General features: G+C 72.7%; 18 protein-coding genes and 3 tRNA genes. 4 read left to right on the forward strand and 17 right to left on the reverse strand.

The window, feature by feature from the left end; genetic code table 11:
• Positions 1–139: 139 nt before the first annotated feature.
• The 6 genes from ACFV1L_RS02305 to ACFV1L_RS02330 form a co-directional block, all read right to left on the reverse strand.
• A complete protein-coding gene (locus tag ACFV1L_RS02305; protein ID WP_380362116.1) occupies positions 140–1,180 on the reverse strand; it encodes a UDP-N-acetylmuramate dehydrogenase in 1,041 nt (346 codons plus the stop codon).
• 54 nt (positions 1,181–1,234) lie between these two features.
• Entirely contained in the window at positions 1,235–1,663 is a 429-nt protein-coding gene (locus tag ACFV1L_RS02310) for a MaoC family dehydratase (RefSeq protein WP_380362118.1), read from the reverse strand.
• Positions 1,660–2,121 (reverse strand): MaoC family dehydratase N-terminal domain-containing protein, encoded by a 462-nt coding sequence (locus ACFV1L_RS02315; protein WP_380362120.1) that lies wholly within the window; start codon positions 2,119–2,121, stop codon positions 1,660–1,662. Before ACFV1L_RS02315 ends, ACFV1L_RS02310 begins: the two co-directional genes overlap by 4 nt.
• An 84-nt stretch (positions 2,122–2,205) precedes the next feature.
• Positions 2,206–2,370, reverse strand: coding sequence for a 50S ribosomal protein L33 (rpmG, locus tag ACFV1L_RS02320; protein ID WP_006604855.1), 165 nt, complete (start codon positions 2,368–2,370; stop codon positions 2,206–2,208).
• Between the two features lie 83 nt (positions 2,371–2,453).
• Positions 2,454–2,526, reverse strand: a tRNA-Met gene (locus ACFV1L_RS02325).
• Between the two features lie 42 nt (positions 2,527–2,568).
• Positions 2,569–2,641, reverse strand: a tRNA-Thr gene (locus ACFV1L_RS02330).
• A 307-nt stretch (positions 2,642–2,948) separates the two neighbouring features.
• Here ACFV1L_RS02330 and ACFV1L_RS02335 point away from each other — a divergent pair.
• Positions 2,949–4,214, forward strand: coding sequence for a hydrolase (locus ACFV1L_RS02335; RefSeq protein ID WP_380362122.1), 1,266 nt, complete (start codon positions 2,949–2,951; stop codon positions 4,212–4,214).
• A gap of 62 nt (positions 4,215–4,276) precedes the next feature.
• Here ACFV1L_RS02335 and ACFV1L_RS02340 read toward each other — a convergent pair.
• A tRNA-Tyr gene (locus tag ACFV1L_RS02340) sits at positions 4,277–4,357 on the reverse strand.
• 215 nt (positions 4,358–4,572) lie between these two features.
• Between ACFV1L_RS02340 and ACFV1L_RS02345 the strand changes: the two genes are divergently transcribed.
• Positions 4,573–5,061, forward strand: a complete 489-nt coding sequence (locus tag ACFV1L_RS02345) for a YajQ family cyclic di-GMP-binding protein (protein ID WP_035863595.1) — start codon at positions 4,573–4,575, stop codon at positions 5,059–5,061.
• 105 nt (positions 5,062–5,166) lie between these two features.
• Positions 5,167–5,769, forward strand: a complete 603-nt coding sequence (locus ACFV1L_RS02350) for a hypothetical protein (RefSeq protein WP_380362123.1) — start codon at positions 5,167–5,169, stop codon at positions 5,767–5,769.
• 21 nt (positions 5,770–5,790) lie between these two features.
• On the opposite strand, the gene ACFV1L_RS02355 is transcribed toward ACFV1L_RS02350, so the two are convergent.
• Positions 5,791–6,228 (reverse strand): hypothetical protein, encoded by a 438-nt coding sequence (locus tag ACFV1L_RS02355; RefSeq protein WP_380362125.1) that lies wholly within the window; start codon positions 6,226–6,228, stop codon positions 5,791–5,793.
• 125 nt (positions 6,229–6,353) lie between these two features.
• On the opposite strand from ACFV1L_RS02355, the gene mug reads away from it, so the two are divergent.
• Positions 6,354–6,935: a G/U mismatch-specific DNA glycosylase gene (gene mug, locus ACFV1L_RS02360; RefSeq protein ID WP_380362126.1), complete on the forward strand. Its 582-nt coding sequence runs from the start codon at positions 6,354–6,356 to the stop codon at positions 6,933–6,935.
• On the opposite strand, the gene ACFV1L_RS02365 is transcribed toward mug, so the two are convergent.
• The 9 genes from ACFV1L_RS02365 to nuoK all read right to left on the reverse strand — a co-directional run bounded on the left by ACFV1L_RS02365 (position 6,921) and on the right by nuoK (position 17,024).
• Entirely contained in the window at positions 6,921–7,691 is a 771-nt protein-coding gene (locus ACFV1L_RS02365) for a phosphotransferase enzyme family protein (RefSeq protein ID WP_380362128.1), read from the reverse strand. The two genes, mug and ACFV1L_RS02365, sit on opposite strands and share 15 nt — an antisense overlap.
• 82 nt (positions 7,692–7,773) lie before the next feature.
• The gene (locus tag ACFV1L_RS02370; RefSeq protein WP_380362130.1) at positions 7,774–8,172 is read right to left on the reverse strand and encodes a YccF domain-containing protein; all 399 of its coding nucleotides are present in this window, start codon (positions 8,170–8,172) and stop codon (positions 7,774–7,776) included.
• A 123-nt stretch (positions 8,173–8,295) separates the two neighbouring features.
• Positions 8,296–8,718 carry an SHOCT domain-containing protein gene (locus ACFV1L_RS02375; protein WP_380362132.1) on the reverse strand — a complete coding sequence of 141 codons (423 nt, stop codon included), beginning with the start codon at positions 8,716–8,718 and terminating at the stop codon, positions 8,296–8,298.
• Between the two features lie 112 nt (positions 8,719–8,830).
• On the reverse strand, positions 8,831–10,537 hold the full coding sequence (gene ctaD / locus ACFV1L_RS02380) for a cytochrome c oxidase subunit I (RefSeq protein ID WP_380362188.1): 1,707 nt from the start codon (positions 10,535–10,537) through the stop codon (positions 8,831–8,833).
• A gap of 104 nt (positions 10,538–10,641) precedes the next feature.
• Positions 10,642–11,499, reverse strand: coding sequence for a zinc metalloprotease HtpX (gene htpX, locus ACFV1L_RS02385; protein ID WP_380362134.1), 858 nt, complete (start codon positions 11,497–11,499; stop codon positions 10,642–10,644).
• Between the two features lie 105 nt (positions 11,500–11,604).
• Positions 11,605–13,104: an NADH-quinone oxidoreductase subunit N gene (locus ACFV1L_RS02390; protein ID WP_380362189.1), complete on the reverse strand. Its 1,500-nt coding sequence runs from the start codon at positions 13,102–13,104 to the stop codon at positions 11,605–11,607.
• Positions 13,105–13,136: 32 nt separating this feature from the next.
• Entirely contained in the window at positions 13,137–14,663 is a 1,527-nt protein-coding gene (locus tag ACFV1L_RS02395; protein WP_380362135.1) for a NuoM family protein, read from the reverse strand.
• A gap of 43 nt (positions 14,664–14,706) precedes the next feature.
• The gene (locus ACFV1L_RS02400; protein ID WP_380362137.1) at positions 14,707–16,671 is read right to left on the reverse strand and encodes an NADH-quinone oxidoreductase subunit L; all 1,965 of its coding nucleotides are present in this window, start codon (positions 16,669–16,671) and stop codon (positions 14,707–14,709) included.
• Entirely contained in the window at positions 16,668–17,024 is a 357-nt protein-coding gene (nuoK, locus tag ACFV1L_RS02405) for an NADH-quinone oxidoreductase subunit NuoK (protein WP_380362139.1), read from the reverse strand. Before nuoK ends, ACFV1L_RS02400 begins: the two co-directional genes overlap by 4 nt.
• Positions 17,025–17,026: the final 2 nt, after the last annotated feature.

The raw sequence follows: 17,026 nt of genomic DNA on the forward strand, positions 1-17,026 counted from the left end.
GCCGCAGCCCCTCAGCGTCCGGTGCGTGCTCTCGGCGTGCCGGGTGCAAGGCCTCGTAGCGGGTGCACTCGGCCTTTCGCCCGGCGCGGCGAGCGTGCGCGCCGGGGGCGCGGGGCAGGCGGGGGTGCGAAGACGGACCCTAGAGGCTGACGCCGACCATCACCGGCTCGTTGACCAGCTCCACCCCGAAGGCCGCCCGCACGCCGTCCCGCACCTCGCGGGCGAGGGCGAGCAGGTCCTCGGTGGTGGCCGAGCCGCGGTTGGTGAGCGCCAGGGTGTGCTTGGTGGAGAGGGTGGCGGGGCCGGAGCCGTGGCCCTTGCGGAAGCCCGCGTTGTCGATCAGCCAGGCCGCCGACGTCTTGGTGCGGCCCTCGCCGGCCGGGTAGCTGGGGGCCTTCAGCCCGCCCAACCGGGCGGTGAAGGCGGCGAACTGGGCGTCCGTCAGGATCGGGTTGGTGAAGAACGAGCCGGCCGACCAGGTGTCGTGGTCGGCCGGGTCGAGCACCATGCCCTTGCCGGCCCGCAGCCGCAGCACCTCGGCGTGGGCCTCGGCCAGCTTGACGCGGCCGCCGGCCTCGACGCCGAGCGAGCGGGCCACCTCGGCGTACTTCACCGGGGAGGACAGCCCGCCCTCGTCCGCGAGCCGGAAGCGGACCCGCAGCACCACGTAGCGGTCCGGGTCGGCCTTGAAGCGGCTGTGCCGGTAGGAGAACCCGCAGTCGGCGCCGGCCAGCGTGACGGTCTCGCCGAGCAGCCGGTCGTAGGCGACCACCTCGGTGATGGTCTCGGCGACCTCCTGGCCGTACGCGCCGACGTTCTGCACCGGGGTGGCGCCCGCGGAGCCGGGGATGCCGGCCAGGAACTCGATGCCCGCCAGGCCCGCGTCGACGGTGCGGGCCACCGCGTCCGACCAGACCTCGCCGGCCGCGAGTTCGAGCAGCGTGCCGTCGAGGGTGAAGCCGGTGGTGGCGATCCGCAGCACGGTGCCGGGGAAGCCGGCGTCGCCGATGACCAGGTTGGAGCCGCCGCCGATCACCAGCAGCGGCTCGCCGGCCCGGTCGGCCGCACGGACCGCCTCGACCACTTCGGCGTCCGTCCCGGCCGTCACCAGCCGACGGGCCGGGCCGCCCAGGCGCAGCGTCGTCAACGGGGCCAGCGGTGCGTCCATCTGCTCAATCACCGCCCCAGCGTAACCGCCCTCCGGCGGCCGGAGGGCGGTCGCGGCGGGTGGGCCTCAGCCCAGTCGGACCACGGCCCGGGCCATGCCCAGCACCTTCTGGCCGTCGCTGGTCGCCACCAGGTCCACCCGGACCCGGTTGTCGTCGAGCAGTGCGGCGACCTTGCCGGTGACCTCGATGGTCGCGCCGACGCCGTCGTTCGGGACGATCACCGGCTTGGTGAAGCGGACGCCGTACTCGACCACCGCGGCCGGATCGCCGACCCAGTCGGTGACCACCCGGGCGGCCTCGGCCATGGTGAACATGCCGTGCGCGATGACGTCGGGCAGGCCGACCTCGCGGGCGAACTTCTCGTTCCAGTGGATCGGGTTGAAGTCCCCCGACGCCCCCGCGTACTGGACCAGGGTGGCCCGGGTCACCGGGAACGACCGGGCCGGCAGCTCGGTGCCGACCTGGACCTCGTCAAAACGGACCGCCACGGTCACTCCTCCCCGGCTTCGTCGGCGGCGCGGGCCACCAGCGTCATGATCGACGTCACCACGTGCTCGCCGCCGGCGTCGTGCACCTCGCCACGGACCGTCAGCACGTCGTTGCCGGCCAGCGACTTGATCGCGTCGATGGAGATCGTCACCGACAGCCGGTCGCCGGCCCGCGCCGGGCGGGAGTAGACGAACTTCTGGTCGCCGTGCACCACCCGGCTGTAGTCCAGGCCCAGCTCCGGGTCGTTGACGACCTGCGCCGCCGCCTGGAAGGACAGCATGAACGGGAAGGTCGGCGGGGCGATCACGTCCGGGTGGCCGAGCGACTTGGCCGCCTCGACGTCGGTGTACGCCGGGTTCGCGTCGCCGATCGCGGCCGCGAACTCGCGGATCTTCTCCCGGCCGACCTCGTACGGCGCGGTGGGCGGATAGGTGCGCCCGATGAACGAGGGGTCGAGCGGCATGGGCAACTCCTCTGGTGTTCCGTCATGCAGAAATGACTCCAGGCCGCGCCCCGTGATGGGGTGCGGCCTGGAGTCGAGGCAAAGTCAGCGGGTCTCGCGGTGCGCCGTGTGAGAGTTGCAACGCGGGCAGTGCTTCTTCATCTCAAGACGGTCCGGGTCGTTGCGCCGGTTCTTCTTGGTGATGTAGTTCCGCTCCTTGCACTCCACGCAGGCCAGCGTGATCTTCGGGCGGACGTCGGTGGCAGCCACGGGAGTGCCTTCCTGGGACAACGAATAAGAACACAGACAAGAGTAGCCGATCGGGAGTAGTCCCCCCGATCGACTACGCGGGGTAGCGGTGACCGGACTTGAACCGGTGACACAGCGATTATGAGCCGCTTGCTCTACCAACTGAGCTACACCGCTTTGATGATCGGAACCTCACCGGAGCGAGGAGCCTTTCACCAGAGCCCCCATGCGGAATCGAACCGCAGACCTTCTCCTTACCATGGAGACGCTCTACCGACTGAGCTATAGGGGCGAACGAGGAAGAGATTACACGGTTCCGGGCCAGAGGTGAAATCCGTATCCGCGACGGATCTCCGCAGGTCGGCGGGGCCGCACTGACGAACCGTCACCCGACACCCGTTCGACCCCCGCCGCAACCGGAACCGGGCCTCCACGAGCGCCTCCCGGCCACGACACGGGCGGCGGCCCGCATCCGAGCGTCCCGGCCGGGCGCGGCCTAGGCTCGACCGTCAGCGCTTTCTCGCGGATGCGCCGCGGGCGGCGCCCGCGACCGGGCCCCGGGCCCGCCGGGCGGTCAACGGGACTGGAGGAGCGGGCCGATGAGCGAACGCAGCGAGGGCGCCCAGCCGCCGCCGGCCGCCAACCCGCTCGGGCACGGGCCGGTCCTGCTGCTCACCGGGGCCCGCCTGATCGACGGCCGGGTGGTGGACGTCCGGATCAGCGGGGACCGGATCCAGGCCGTCGGCACCGTCGGCAGCCTCGGACCGCTGCCCGCGATGCCCGGCCAGCCCACCGTCACCACCGGCGCCCGGATCGACCTCTCCGGCTACCTGCTGCTGCCCGCCCCCGCCGAACCGCACGGGCACTACGACAGCGCGTTCTCCGCCGCCCTGCCCGCCCCTCCCCCGGACGGGCCGGCCGACCTGGTCCGCCGGGCCACCGAGGCGGCGCTCACCTCGCTCGGCTACGGCGCCACCGCCCAGCGCACCCACGTCCGGATCGGCGACGTGCACGGGCTCGGCCGACTGGAGGCCGTCCTCACGGCCCGTCAGTCCCTGCGCGGGCTCGTCGAACTCCAGGCCGTCGCGATGCCCCGGCTGCTCACCGGCCTGGCCGGCGCGGACGGCCGGGCCCAGTTGCGGGACGCGCTCAAGCTCGGCGCGAGCGCGGCCGGCGGCTGCCCCGACCTCGACCCCGACCCGGTCGGCTACGTCCAGGTGCTGCTGGCCGCGGCCGCCGACGCCGACTGCCCCGTCGACCTGCACACCAACGCCGCCGACCGGGCCCAGCTCGCCCGGCTGGTCGCCGCGCTGGCCCCGCACCGGCCGCGGGTCGCCCTCGGACCGTGCAGCGCGCTGCCGCCCGGCGGCTCCACCGTGCTCGCCAACTCCGGGATGCGGGTGGTCTGCCTCCCGCAGAACGGCGGCTGCACCGGGATCGAAGGCCGGCCGATCGGCCTGCGACCGTCCCTGGTCCGCGAATTGGCGCACGCCCGGGTCGCCCTCACGGCCGGCGCGGGCTGTCTCCGCGACCCCGCCAACCCGGTCGGCCGGGCCGACCCGCTCGACACCGCCCGACTGCTCGCCGCCACCGGCGCGCTCTCCCCCGAGGCGGCCTACGACGCCGTCTCCACCCAGGCCCGCGCCACCCTCGGCCTGCCCCCGGTCCGGGTCGACGCCGGCTTCCCCGCCGAACTCCTCGCCGTCCGCGGCGACAGCCTGAGCGGCGCCTTCTCCGGCGGCCACTCCCGCCTGGTCGTCCACACCGGCCGCGTCGTCTCCCGCACCAGCGCCGTCCGCGAATTCGCCGACACCGTCGCCCTCGCCCTCCCCCGCCAGACCCATCCGGGCCGCACCGAGAACTAGCGGGCACACGAAACAGCCCCCGGTCTGCGTCTCCGCAGCTCGGGGGCTGTTTCACTATCCAGTGGCGGGTGCAGGGTTCGAACCTGCGTAGCTTGCGCGACAGATTTACAGTCTGCTCCCTTTGGCCGCTCGGGCAACCCGCCAGGGATGGTGTCTTGCGGGGCGCTGCCCCGTTCGACGTCGTAAACGATACCTGATGTTGGGGGGTGGTCTGCCACTCCTTAAGTCACGTGACGATCAAGGTCGGGGGCGCGGCTGTTGCGGGCGGCGGCGCGGGGGGCTGGATAGGCTGGGGCGTCGCCCGCCGGTGGCGGGTGGCGCAGACCGTGCAGCCAGTAGTTCAAGGAGACCAACACCCATGGCCGACTCCAGTTTCGACATCGTCTCGAAGGTCGAGTGGCAGGAGGTCGACAACGCGATCAACCAGACCTCCCGCGAGATCGCCACCCGCTTCGACTTCAAGAACGTGGGCGCCGAGATCAAGCGGACCGGCGAGAAGATCGAGATGAAGGCCAACGGCGAGGAGCGGGTCCGGGCGATCCTGGACGTGCTGCAGACCAAGTTCGTGAAGCGCGGGCTGTCGCTGAAGGCGCTGGACGCGGCGGAGCCGCACCTGTCCGGTAAGGAGTACAAGATCTTCGCCGACATCAAGGAGGGCATCACCACCGAGGATGCCAAGAAGGTCGCGAAGATCATCCGCGATGAGGGCCCCAAGGGCGTCAAGGCCCAGGTCCAGGGCGACGAGCTGCGGGTCACCTCGAAGTCGCGCGACGACCTGCAGGCGGTGCAGGCCCTGCTGAAGGGCAAGGACCTGGACTTCGCGCTGCAGTTCGTCAACTACCGCTGACCCGACGGCAGCGGCACGTCGGCACTCCGGCACGGGAGGGCGCACCGGTCGACCGGTGCGCCCTCCCGGCGTTCTCGGGCCCGCCGGCCGTGGGAGGGTAGGGAGATGACATACGGTCAGGTCCTGCCGGAGGGGTGGCTCAGGCCGGCGGTGCCGGCGCCGCTGGACGGGAGCGAGGTGTTCCGGGGGGCCGAGGCCGGCTCGGTGCTGGACTTCTGGCGGTACGCGATGCCGGACCTGCGGACCAACACCACCCGCGGGCTGCTGGCGGAGTTCCTGGTGCACCGCGCGGTCGGCGCGACGACGCGGAACGCGGAGTGGGAGAGCTTCGACGTGCTGGCGCCGGACGGGCTCCGGATCGAGGTGAAGACCAGCGCCTACCTGCAGGCCTGGGGCCAGCGGGAGTTGTCGCGGATCCAGTTCTCCCGGCTGCGCGGGCGGGTCTGGACGCCCGCCGGCGGCACCGCCGAGGAGCCGTCGTACAACGCGGACGTCTACGTGTTCGCCCTGCACACCGCGCGCAGCCACGCCGACTACGACCCGCTGGACGTCGCCCAGTGGGCCTTCTACGCGTCCTCGCGCGCGGGCGTGGAGCGCGGCGGCCGGGCGAGTGCGGGGCTGGCCGCCGTGCAGCGGTTGTGCGGGGAGCCGGTCGGTTTCCCGGGGCTCGCCGGTCTGATCTCCCGGTGCCGCCCGGACGCCTCCTGACCGGACGTCAGCGGCGGGTCGTCAGGGCTCCGTCGGGGTGCGGCGGTGGGCGTCGAGGGCTTCGGCGAGTTCGGCCAGCGCGGCGGCGGGGGCGCCGAGGGCGTGCAGGATCCGGGCGAGCGGGGCGCCGTCGGCGGGGGAGAGCGGACCGAGGGTGATGCGGCCGTCGTACCACAGGGCGGCGCGCCGGCCGGTGGGGTGTTCGGCGTCGATCTCGGCGTAGGCGATCGGTGCCGCCTTGGACCAGCCGGCGATCCGCATGGCGAATCCGGACGGGAACCGCTTGAAGTCGTAGTCGGGCGCGGTGGACGGCTGGTGCAGCGCCTGGTGGAGTTCGTCCGTCATCGGGATGAGTGCCAGCCCGTGGGGCAGGCGGGCGATCCGCGCGATCGGGAGCTCGGCCGCCACGACGGTGATCAGCTCATCGGTGGCGATCAGGGCGTTCAGTTCGTATGGCACCTCCCCATTCTCCGTCCGAGAAGTCGTCAGGTCTGGAAAACAATCGAACTGGCTATCCATCGGATATTGCCGGACATGCACGGATCAAGTGCCCGTCGCCGCCCGAGGTGCGGCAGAGTGGTCCGGTGACCCGTACTCCCCCACCCCGCCCGACCGCCGAGCAGTTGGCCGCCGCCCAGGACACCACGATTCCGGACGTGGCCGGGCCGGGTCTTCGGGTGCTGTTCTGCGGCATCAATCCGGGCCTGTGGTCGGGTGCCACGGGCCACCATTTCGCCCGGCCGGGCAATCGGTTCTGGCCGGCCCTGCACCGGTCCGGTTTCACACCGCGGCAGTTGGGGCCGGCGGAGCAGGACGAGCTGCTCGCGCTCGGGCTGGGCATCACCAACGTGGTGGGCCGGACCACCGCGAAGGCGGCCGAGCTGTCCGCCGAGGAGTACCGGGCGGGCGGCGAGGCGCTGGTGGAGCGGGTGCTGCGACTGCGCCCGCGCGCCCTGGCGGTGCTCGGGATCGGCGCGTACCGGGCCGCGTTCGGGCGGCCGAAGGCGGCGGTCGGCCGGCAGCCGGAGTCGATCGGCGACACCGAGGTCTGGCTGCTGCCGAACCCGAGCGGGCTGAACGCGCACTACACGCTGGACGGGATCGCCGCCGAGTTCCGGGCCCTGCGCGAGCACCTGGAGGGTGCCGGCGCGTCAGCCGGCCAGTAGCGCCCGCTCGAACCGGTCGCGTTCGCGCACCACGTACGCGGCGTCGGCCAGGTACATCAGGTGGTGGCCGTCGGCCAGGTGCGAGGCGAACGCGGCGCTGCCGGCCGCGGCCTCGGCCCGCATGTGGGCGACCAGGGCGTGCAGGCGGGCTTCGAGGGCGTCCACCAGCCCGGCCCGGCCGGCCCGGTCGAGGCCGTAGGCGTCGCAGAACTCGCGGGCGCGGGCTGCCTGTTCGTCGGGGGTGCCGAAGCCGTCGGCGTTGCCGGGCTCGGTGGTGGGGACCCAGCGGTAGACCGCGTACGCGACGTCCCACAGCCGGGGGCCGGGGTGGGCGGTGTCGAAGTCGATGACGCCGACCACCCGTTCGCCGTCCAGCACGCAGTTGTGCGGGGCGTAGTCGCCGTGGCAGATCACCTCGGCGGGCTCACGGGCGGGCAGCATCCAGCCGTCGGCCGTGAAGCCGGCGGTGGCGTCGTGGTAGGCGCGCAGGAGGCGGGCGGCGGTGAGCAGGGCGGTGCGGGAGGCGGCGGCGGGGGTGGCCGGGTAGTCGGAGACCTCGCCGGGCAGGAAGTCGAGGATCTCCCGGCCGTCCGCGGCCGACCCGTGGAACGCCGGGGCGGCGGTGAACCCGTTCGCCCGCAGGTGCCCGAGCAGCCGGTGCACGGCCGGCGACCACGGCCCGGTCGGCCGCAGCACCCGGTCGCCGATCCGTTCCACCCGGTTGACGCCGCCGCTCAGGATCTCGCCGTCCGCCACGCACCCGCTCCTCGTCTGCACCGCCGTCCGGGACGGGACCGGTTGTATCCCGGACGGGCCCGGCCGCCAACCGGTTTTCCGGTCAGGCGCCGAAGCCCTGGTCGGTGGAGACGATGTCGCGGCCGAGCGGGGTGAGCGAGATCGGCACCATCTTGAGGTTCGCCCAGCCGAACGGGATGCCGATGATCGACAGGAACAGCGGGATCGAGGTGACGATGTGGCCGATCGCCAGCCACCAGCCCGCGAACACCAGCCAGATCACGTTGCCCACGCAGGACGGCGCGCCGGCGTCGGCCCGGACCACGGTGGTGCGTCCGAACGGCCAGAGCATGAACCCGGCCAGCCGGAACGACGCGATGCCGAACGGGATGGTGACGATCAGGACGAAGCAGATGATCCCGGCGACGGCGTACCCGATCGCCATCCACAGGCCGCAGAACAGCAGCCAGATGACGTTGAGCAGGAAGTTGACCAGCTTCATGCCTCCAGGCTTGCACACCGGGGCCCCGCTGGGGAGGCGGAGCAGCGGCGTTGTGACAGGCCCGGGACACCGGAAGGCCCGTCCCGGGAACGTCTCCGGGACGGGCCTTCCGGGCGGGGCCGGTCAGGTGAGCAGCTTGTCCTTGGCCCGCTGGTACTCCTCGTCGGTGAGGGCGCCGCTGTTCCTGAGCTCGGCCAGCCGGGCGAGGTCGTCCACGTGGCCGGAGGCGGACGGGGCGGCTCCGCCCTGGCCCGGTCCGGTGCCGGTGCCGGCGGCGCGGCGGATGTAGTCCTGGAAGGCGGCGTCGGCCTGTTTGGCCTGTTCGAGGTCGCGTTCGTGCATGGAGCCGCCGCGGACGATCAGGTAGATCAGGACGCCGAGGAAGGGCAGCAGGATCACCAGGATCGTCCAGCCGGCCTTGGCGCCGCCGCCCATGTCGTGGCTCCGGAAGATGTCCGTGATGATCTTGAAGAGCAGGAAGAACCAGAGGATCCAGAGGAACAGCTCCAGCATCGTCCAGAAGATGTTGAGCAACGGGTAGTCCATGACGCTCCGATCCCGCACGCAGTCAGCCGGAACGTCCCCGCACCTCGCACGGCACAGGGACGAAACGATTCGTATCACCGCAAAACGGACGCCGCATGTCGGGCGGGCGGGGTCACTGCGGGCTGTTCTGCAGCCGGTCGTACTCGGCGACGTCGGGGTGGTGCAGGTCGAACGCCGGGGACTCGGAGCGGATCCGCGGCAGGGTGACGAAGTTGTGCCGCGGCGGCGGGCAGGAGGTCGCCCACTCCAGCGAGCGGCCGTAGCCCCACGGGTCGTCGACGGTCACCCCGGGGGCGGACCGGGCCGTCCGCCAGACGTTGTAGAGGAACGGCAGCGTCGACACGCCCAGCAGGAACGAGCCGATCGAGGAGACGGTGTTCAGCGCGGTGAACCCGTCCGAGGCCAGGTAGTCGGCGTACCGGCGGGGCATGCCCTCGGCGCCCAGCCAGTGCTGGACCAGGAAGGTGGTGTGGAAGCCGACGAACAGCGTCCAGAAGTGGATCTTCCCGAGCCGCTCGTCCAGCATCCGGCCGGTCATCTTCGGCCACCAGAAGTAGAAGCCCGCGAACATCGCGAACACCACCGTGCCGAACACCACGTAGTGGAAGTGGGCGACCACGAAGTACGAGTCGGAGACGTGGAAGTCGATCGGCGGGGAGGCCAGCAGCACCCCCGTCAGGCCGCCGAACAGGAAGGTCACCAGGAAGCCGATCGACCAGAGCATCGGCGTCTCGAAGCTCAGCGAGCCCCGCCACATGGTGCCGACCCAGTTGAAGAACTTCACGCCCGTCGGCACCGCGATCAGCAGCGTCATGAACGAGAAGAACGGCAGCAGGACCTGCCCGGTGACGAACATGTGGTGCGCCCACACGGTGATGGACAGGCCCGCGATGGCGATGGTCGCGCCGATCAGGCCGGAGTAGCCGAACACCGGCTTGCGGCTGAACACCGGCAGGATCTCGGTGACGATCCCGAAGAACGGCAGCGCGATGATGTACACCTCCGGGTGGCCGAAGAACCAGAACAGGTGCTGCCACAGCAGCGCCCCGCCGTTGGCCGGGTCGAAGACGTGCGCGCCGAACTTGCGGTCGGCCTCCAGACAGAGCAGCGCCCCGGCCAGGACCGGGAAGGCCATCAGGATCAGGATCGCGGTCAGCACCACGTTCCAGACGAAGATCGGCATCCGGAACAGCGTCATACCGGGCGCGCGCAGGCAGATCACCGTGGTGACGAAGTTGACCGAGCCGAGGATCGTGCCGAAGCCGGAGAACGCCAGGCCCATGATCCACAGGTCGGCGCCGATGCCGGGCGAGTGCACCGCGTCGTTCAGCGGCGCGTAGGCGAACCAGCCGAAGTCCGCCGCGCCGTTCGGGGTGGCGAACCCGGCGACCGCGATCAGCGAACCGAACAGGTACAGCCAGTACGCGAAGGCGTTGAGCCGGGGGAAGGCGACGTCGGGGGCGCCGATCTGCAGCGGCATGAACCAGTTGGCGAAGCCCGCGAACAGCGGGGTGGCGAACATCAGCAGCATGATCGTGCCGTGCATGGTGAACAGCTGGTTGAACTGCTCGTTCGACACGAGCTGGGTGCCCGGCCGGGCCAGCTCGGCCCGCATGATCAGCGCCATCACGCCGCCGACCAGGAAGAACCCGAACGAGGTGACCAGGTACAGGGTGCCGATCTGCTTGTGGTCCGTGGTGGTCAGCCAGGTCACCAGCGCGCGGCCGCGGCGGGGCCTGGAGGCCCGGCCGAACCGGCGGCGGGGCAGCCGGCGGGCGGGCGGGCCGGTCACCCCCAGTTCGGCATCGCTCGGCAGCATCGTCACCGCACCGCACCTCCGGCCTCGGGTCTGGCAGTGCGTCCAGCACTACCAGCGGGGCCGGGGGCCCGGGCGGACGCTCGCCGAGCCGTCGCCCGAAGGGGTCAGCGGCCGGCCATCCGCTCCAGGCGGTCGATCCGCTCGCGCATCGGCGGGTGGGTGGAGAACAGCTTCGCGCCGACCTCGCCGGGCCGGAACGGGTTGGCGATCATCATGTGGCTGGCGGTCTGCAACTGCGGCTCGGGCGGCAGCGGGAGGCGCTGGGTGCCCGCGTCCAGCTTGCGCAGCGCGCTGGCCAGGGCCAGCGGGTCGCCGGTGATCCGGGCCCCGTCGGCGTCCGCCTGGTACTCGCGGGAGCGGCTGACGGCCAGCTGGATCAGGCTCGCCGCGATCGGCCCCAGGATCATGATCAGCAGCATCCCGAACAGGCCGGGGCCGTCGTCGTCCTCGGAGCGGCCGAACGGGATCAGCCAGGCGAAGTTCACCAGGAACATCACCACCGAGGCCAGCGCGCCGGCCACCGAGGAGATCAGGATGTCCCGGTTGTAGACGTGGCTCAGCTCGTGGCCGAGCACCCCGCGCAGCTCCCGCTCGTCCAGCAGCTGCAGGATGCCGTCGGTGCAGCAGACCGCCGCGTTGCGCGGGTTGCGGCCGGTGGCGAAAGCATTCGGCGCCGGGGTGGGCGAGATGTACAGCCGGGGCATCGGCTGCCGGGCCGCGGTGGAGAGCTCCCGGACGATCCGGTACAGCTGCGGGGCCTCGATCTCGCTGACCGGGCGGGCCCGCATCGCGCGCAGCGCCAGCTTGTCGCTGTTCCAGTACGCGTAGGCGTTGGTGCCGACCGCGATCAGCAGGGCCACCAGCAGGCCGGTGCGGCCGAAGAAACTGCCGATCACCAGGATCAGCGCGGACAGTCCGCCGAGCAGGACGGCCGTCCGCAATCCGTTGTGGTGGCGGTGCACTGCGGGCCCTCCTGTGGTGCCGGGGGAAGCCGTGGAGCCGCTTCCTTCTGCCGGGATCAACGCGCCGAGCTGGCCCGATCGTTCCCTCCGGCATTCGACCACAGGTCAGAACAGGCTGCCCGACACCACCTGGAGCACCAGTTGCGGAGCCACCGACAGCACCACCGCACCGCACGCCGCGAGGCCCAGCGCGGCGCTCAGCGGGGCCGGGGCGCGGCGCGGCGCAGCGGCCCGGTCGGCGGCCGGGGCGAACAGCAGCGCGGTCCACTTCAGGTAGTAGGCGAGCGCGACCACCACGTTCACCGCCATCACCACGGCCAGCCAGCCCAGGCCCGCGTCCACGGCCGCCCGGAACACCACGACCTTGCCGAACAGGCCCACCACGCCCGGCGGCAGGCCCGCCAGGCAGAGCAGGAAGAACGCCAGCGCGAACGCCGCCCAGCGGTTGCGCGAGGCCAGCCCGCGGAACTCCTCCAGCCGGCCCGAACCGCCGACCAGCGCGACCACGCCGAACGCGCCCAGGTTCACCAGGCCGTAGATCAGCGCGTACGCCACCGTCGCGCCCAGCGGGTCGGCGGAGCCGGCGTACCCGGCGGCGGCCAGCGGCACCAGCAGGTAGCCGGCCTGGCCGACCGAGGACCAGGCGAGCAGCCGCACCGCGCCGTACGGGGTGTCGGCGCGCTGGCGCAGCGCCGCCGCGTTGCCGACCGTCATGGTCAGCGCGGCCAGCACCGCCAGCACCAGGCCCCAGGTGTGGCCGTACGGGCGGAACGCGACGGTGGTGACCAGCGCGAGGCCGGACAGGCCGGCCGCCTTGCCGACCACCGACAGGTAGCCGGCCACCGGGAGCGGCGCGCCGACGTAGGTGTCGGGCACCCAGAAGTGGAACGGGACGGCGGCGGTCTTGAAGGCGAAGCCGACCAGGGTGAGCACCGCGCCGGCCTCGGCGAGCGGCTTCAGCTGGGCGGGGGCGTGCGCGAGGCCGTCGGCGATGCCCTGGAGCTGGACCGTTCCGGCGGCGGCGTAGACGAAGCCGACGCCGAGCAGCATCACGGCGGTCGCGGTGACGGAGGACAGGAAGAACTTGAGCGCGCTCTCCGCGCCCCGGCCGTCCCGGCGCAGCGCGACCAGGGCGAACGCGGGCAGGGTGGCGACCTCCAGGGCGATCACCAGGGTGGCGAGGTCGCGGGCGGCGGGCAGCAGGGCGGCGCCGCAGGCCGAGGAGAGCAGCAGGAACCAGTACTCGCCGCCGGGCAGCTTCTCCTCGTCCACGGTGTGCAGGGACAGCAGCACGGTGAGCAGCGCGCCGCCGAGGGCGAGCAGCTGGAAGGCGAGCGCGAAGTTGTCGGCGGTGTAGGAGCAGCCGCCGGTCCGGAAGCAGAACGTGGAGCGGGTGTCGCCCGCCAGGGGCAGCAGCATGGCGAGCGCGGCGAGCAGGCCGACGGCGCTGAACAGGCCGAGCAGGCGCTTGCGGGACTCGGGCAGGAACAGGTCGGCGACCAGCACGGCGAGGGCGGCGAGCGCGGCGATCAGCGGCGGGGCGACGGCCACCCAGTCGACGGACTGGATCAGGCCGCCCGGGTCGGCGACGGCGAGCGAGGTCATGACGGGCTGCCCCAGGTCGTGAGTGGTGGTCATCAGCCGCTCCCGAGGAGGTGCTTGACGGCCGGGTCGGAGAGGCCGAGCAGCAGCGCCGGCCACAGGCCCGCCACCAGGGTGAGCGCGGCGAGCGGCGTCCAGCTGGCGGCCTCGTAGCCGCGCAGGTCGGGCAGGTCGGCGACCGGGGCGGGCTGCTTCGGATCGCCCATGCAGACCCGGCGGACCACGACCAGCAGGTAGGCGGCGGTCAGCAGGGTGCCGAGGCCGGCCAGCACCAGGTAGGTGACGAAGGCGGGCCGGGACAGTCCGGCGGCCGGGTCGAAGGCGCCGTACATGGCGAGCAGTTCGCCCCAGAAGCCGGCCAGGCCGGGCAGTCCGAGGCTGGCGACGGCGGCGAACGCCAGCAGGGCGCCGATCCGCGGGGCGCGGCCGTACAGGGCGGCGCCGGTGGCCCCGGCGAGGGTGTCCAGGTCGGCGGTGCCGTAGCGGTCCTTGATCGCGCCGACGACGAAGAACAGCAGGCCCGTGATCAGGCCGTGTGCGATGTTGGCGAACAGCGCGCCGTTCACGCCGGTCGGGGTGAGCGAGGCGATGCCGAGCAGCACGAAGCCCATGTGGCCGACCGAGGAGTACGCGATCAGCCGCTTCAGGTCGCCGCCGGCGCCGGTCCGGGCCAGGGCGAGGCAGGCCAGCGAGCCGTAGACGATGCCGACGGCGGCGAACGCGCCCAGGTACGGGGCGTACGTGGCGGTGCCGTCCGGGACGATCGGCAGCAGGACGCGGACCAGGCCGTAGGTGCCCATCTTGAGCATGACGCCGGCCAGCAGCACGGAGCCGGCGGTCGGGGCGGCGGTGTGCGCGTCGGGCAGCCAGGAGTGCAGCGGCCAGGCGGGGGCCTTCACGGCGAGGCCGACCAGGATCGCCAGCGCGGCGATCAGCTGGGTGGTGCGGGAGAGGCCGCCGCCGTGCGCGGCGGCGAGCTTCACCATGTCGAAGGTGCCGGCCTCGACGCCGATCAGCAGGAAGCCGAGCAGCATCACGGCGGAGCCGAGCAGGGTGTACAGGATGAACCGGTTGGCGGCCGCGACCTTCTTCCCGCTGCCCCAGCGGGAGATCAGGAAGTACATCGGGATCAGCACGACCTCGAAGGCCAGGAAGAACAGCACCAGGTCGAGCACCGCGAAGGTGGCCAGCATGCCGGTCTCCAGCAGGAGCAGCAGGCCGGTGAAGGCGCGGCCGCCGGGCCCCTCGGGGAGCCGCTTCACCGAGTACACCGCGCACAGGAAGGTGAGCAGCGCGGTGAGCACCAGCAGCGGCAGCGAGATGCCGTCCACGCCGAGGTGCAGGCGGACGTCCAGCGCGGGGATCCAGGACACGTCGGTGACGGCCTGCATCCGGCCGGGCTCGCCGTGGTCGAAGCCGGCGGCGAGCGCCACCGCCAGCAGCAGGGTGCCGCCGGTGACGGTGGTGCCGAGGCGCAGCGCCTGCCGGTCGCCGATCGGGGCGAGCATCAGGGCGGCGCCGAGCAGCGGCAGCGCCAGGAGGGCGATGAGGACCGCGTTCATCGGTGGCTCCTAGGGCGTGCCGGGACGGAGAACTGAGGTCGGGTCACGATCCCACCGCCACCAGGACGGCGAGCAGGACGGCCCCGGCGAGCAGCGCGCTCAGGTAGCCCTGGGCGTTGCCGGTCTGGGCGAAGCGGACGGCGCGGCCGAGCCAGCCGGGTGCGGCGCCCGCGCCGCGGACGTAGGTCTCCACCACGGCGCGGTCCAGGAAGCGGACCAGCCGGGCGGCGGCCTCGGTGGGCCGGACGAACAGCGCGCTGTACAGCCGGTCGACGCCGAAGCCGTGCTGGGCGGGCCGGTACAGCGGGCCGAGCAGCAGGCGGGCCGGGTCGGCGGGCTGCTGCCCGGCGGCGGTGCGGGCGTTGACGGTGCGCCAGGCGGCCCAGGCGATCAGTGCGCCTGCGGCGGCGGTGCCGGTGCCGAGCACGCCGGTGGCGAAGGACACCCGCAGCGACTCGCCGTCGAGCAGCGCGGGCAGCCAGTCGGTGCGCAGCCCGGCGAGGCCGAAGGCCAGCGCGGGGACCGCCAGCACCCACAGCGTCACGCGCATCGCGGCGGGTTCGAGGTGCGCCGGGTCGGCCTCGTCGATCTCCGGGGAGTACGGGGCGCCGGGCTGCGGGGCGAGGCCGTCGCCGTTGCGGGAGCGGCCGTAGAAGACCGCCAGCCACAGCCGGAGCGCGTAGGCGGCGGTGAGCAGGGCGGTGAGCAGGCCGGCCACCAGAACGGTCCAGCCGACGGCGGACGGCACGGCGGAGGCCGGGCCGAGGCCGCCGGTGAGGGCCTCGCCGTGGGCGGCGTGCTCGGCGGCGGTGAGCACGGACTCCTTGGAGAAGAAGCCGGAGAACGGGAACACGCCGGCCAGCGCGAGCAGGCCGATGGCCATCGTCCACTGGGCGTCCTGGATGCGGTGGCGCAGGCCGTCCATCCGCGCCATGGCGCGGAGCGAGTTGGTGTGCGCGGCGTGGATGACCACGCCGGCGCCGAGGAACAGCAGCGCCTTGAACGCGCCGTGCGAGACCAGGTGGAACACCGCGGCCTGCCGGTCGCCGGAGGCCAGCGCGCCGGCCATGTAGCCGAGCTGGCCGACCGTCGAGTAGGCGAGGACGCGCTTCAGGTCGTCCTGGGCGAGCGCGCACAGCGCCGAGCCGACCATGGTGACCGCGGCCATCACGGCCAGCACCACCAGCGCGGCGGAGGACTGCAGGAACACCGGCAGCAGCCGGGCGACCAGGTAGATGCCGGCCGCGACCATGGTGGCGGCGTGGATCAGCGCGGACACCGGCGTCGGGCCGGCCATCGCGTCCGGGAGCCAGGTGTGCAGCGGGAACTGGGCGCTCTTGCCGGCCACCCCGGCCAGCAGCAGCAGGGCGATCAGCGTGGGGTGGTGCAGGCCGCCGTCGGCGGCGGTCCGCAGCACCTCGCCGATCCGGAACGTCCCGGCGTCGGCGCCCAGCAGGAACAGGCCGAACAGGAACGGCACGTCGCCGAGCTTGGTGACCAGGAAGGCCTTCAGCGAGGCGGCCCGGGCGTCCGCGGTCTCCCAGTGGTGGCCGATCAGGAAGTACGAGCAGATGCCCATCACCTCCCAGCCGACCAGCAGCACGATCAGGTCGCCCGAGTAGACGACCAGGAACATCGCGGCGGTGAACAGCGAGACCAGCGCCGCGTACGACGGGTAGCGCGGGTCGTCCTTCAGGTACGCGGTGGAGTAGATCTGCACGCAGGTGGCGACCAGGCCGACCAGCACCGAGATCAGCGAGGTGAAGCCGTCCAGGTGCAGGGCGAGCGAGATCTCCGGGCCGCCGGTGGGGGCGAGCCGGGTGGCGGCGTCCAGGGTGGAGCCGGTGCCCAGCTGCAGGGCCGTCACCAGGGCGAGGACGGCGGCGGTGGCGACCGGCAGCACCGCGAGCGGGCGGGCCAGCGCGGGGTACCGGCGTCCGGTGGCCAGGCCGGCGGCGGCGCCGAGCGCGGGCAGGACGGGGACGAGGATCGGCAGCGCGAGGTTCATGCGGCGGCCTGCTCCTTCGCGGCGTCGGCCAGGTCGTCGGCCTCGTGGCGGTCGCCGAGCGCGGTGACCTCGTCGACGGCGGCGGTGCGGCGGGTGCGGTACACCAGCAGCACGACGGCCAGGCCGAGGCCGATCTCGGCGGCGGCGACGGTGATGGTGAACAGGGTGAGCGCCTGGCCGGCGTGCAGGGTGTCGCGCAGCCACACGTCGAAGGCGACCAGGTTCAGGTTGACGGCGTTGAGCATCAGCTCGACCGACATCAGCACCAGGACGACGTTGCGCCGGGCGAGCACGCCGTAGACGCCGACGCTGAACAGCAGCACGGCGAGGACGGCGGGGTAGGCGAGGTGCACGC

It is taken from the genome of Kitasatospora sp. NPDC059646, from assembly GCF_042734615.1.
Lineage (GTDB): Bacteria > Actinomycetota > Actinomycetes > Streptomycetales > Streptomycetaceae > Kitasatospora.

Excerpts from the sequence above, each read along its gene's own strand:
- ACFV1L_RS02315 (WP_380362120.1), bottom strand. The coding sequence starts at position 2,121 with ATGCCGCTCGACCCCTCGTTCATCGGGCGCACCTATCCGCCCACCGCG.
- ACFV1L_RS02335 (WP_380362122.1), top strand. The coding sequence starts at position 2,949 with ATGAGCGAACGCAGCGAGGGCGCCCAGCCGCCGCCGGCCGCCAACCCG.
- ACFV1L_RS02345 (WP_035863595.1), top strand. The coding sequence starts at position 4,573 with ATGGCCGACTCCAGTTTCGACATCGTCTCGAAGGTCGAGTGGCAGGAG.
- ACFV1L_RS02350 (WP_380362123.1), top strand. The coding sequence starts at position 5,167 with ATGACATACGGTCAGGTCCTGCCGGAGGGGTGGCTCAGGCCGGCGGTG.
- ACFV1L_RS02370 (WP_380362130.1), bottom strand. The coding sequence starts at position 8,172 with ATGAAGCTGGTCAACTTCCTGCTCAACGTCATCTGGCTGCTGTTCTGC.
- ACFV1L_RS02375 (WP_380362132.1), bottom strand. The coding sequence starts at position 8,718 with ATGGACTACCCGTTGCTCAACATCTTCTGGACGATGCTGGAGCTGTTC.
- ctaD (WP_380362188.1), bottom strand. The coding sequence starts at position 10,537 with ATGCTGCCGAGCGATGCCGAACTGGGGGTGACCGGCCCGCCCGCCCGC.
- ACFV1L_RS02390 (WP_380362189.1), bottom strand. The coding sequence starts at position 13,104 with ATGACCTCGCTCGCCGTCGCCGACCCGGGCGGCCTGATCCAGTCCGTC.
- ACFV1L_RS02395 (WP_380362135.1), bottom strand. The coding sequence starts at position 14,663 with ATGAACGCGGTCCTCATCGCCCTCCTGGCGCTGCCGCTGCTCGGCGCC.
- ACFV1L_RS02400 (WP_380362137.1), bottom strand. The coding sequence starts at position 16,671 with ATGAACCTCGCGCTGCCGATCCTCGTCCCCGTCCTGCCCGCGCTCGGC.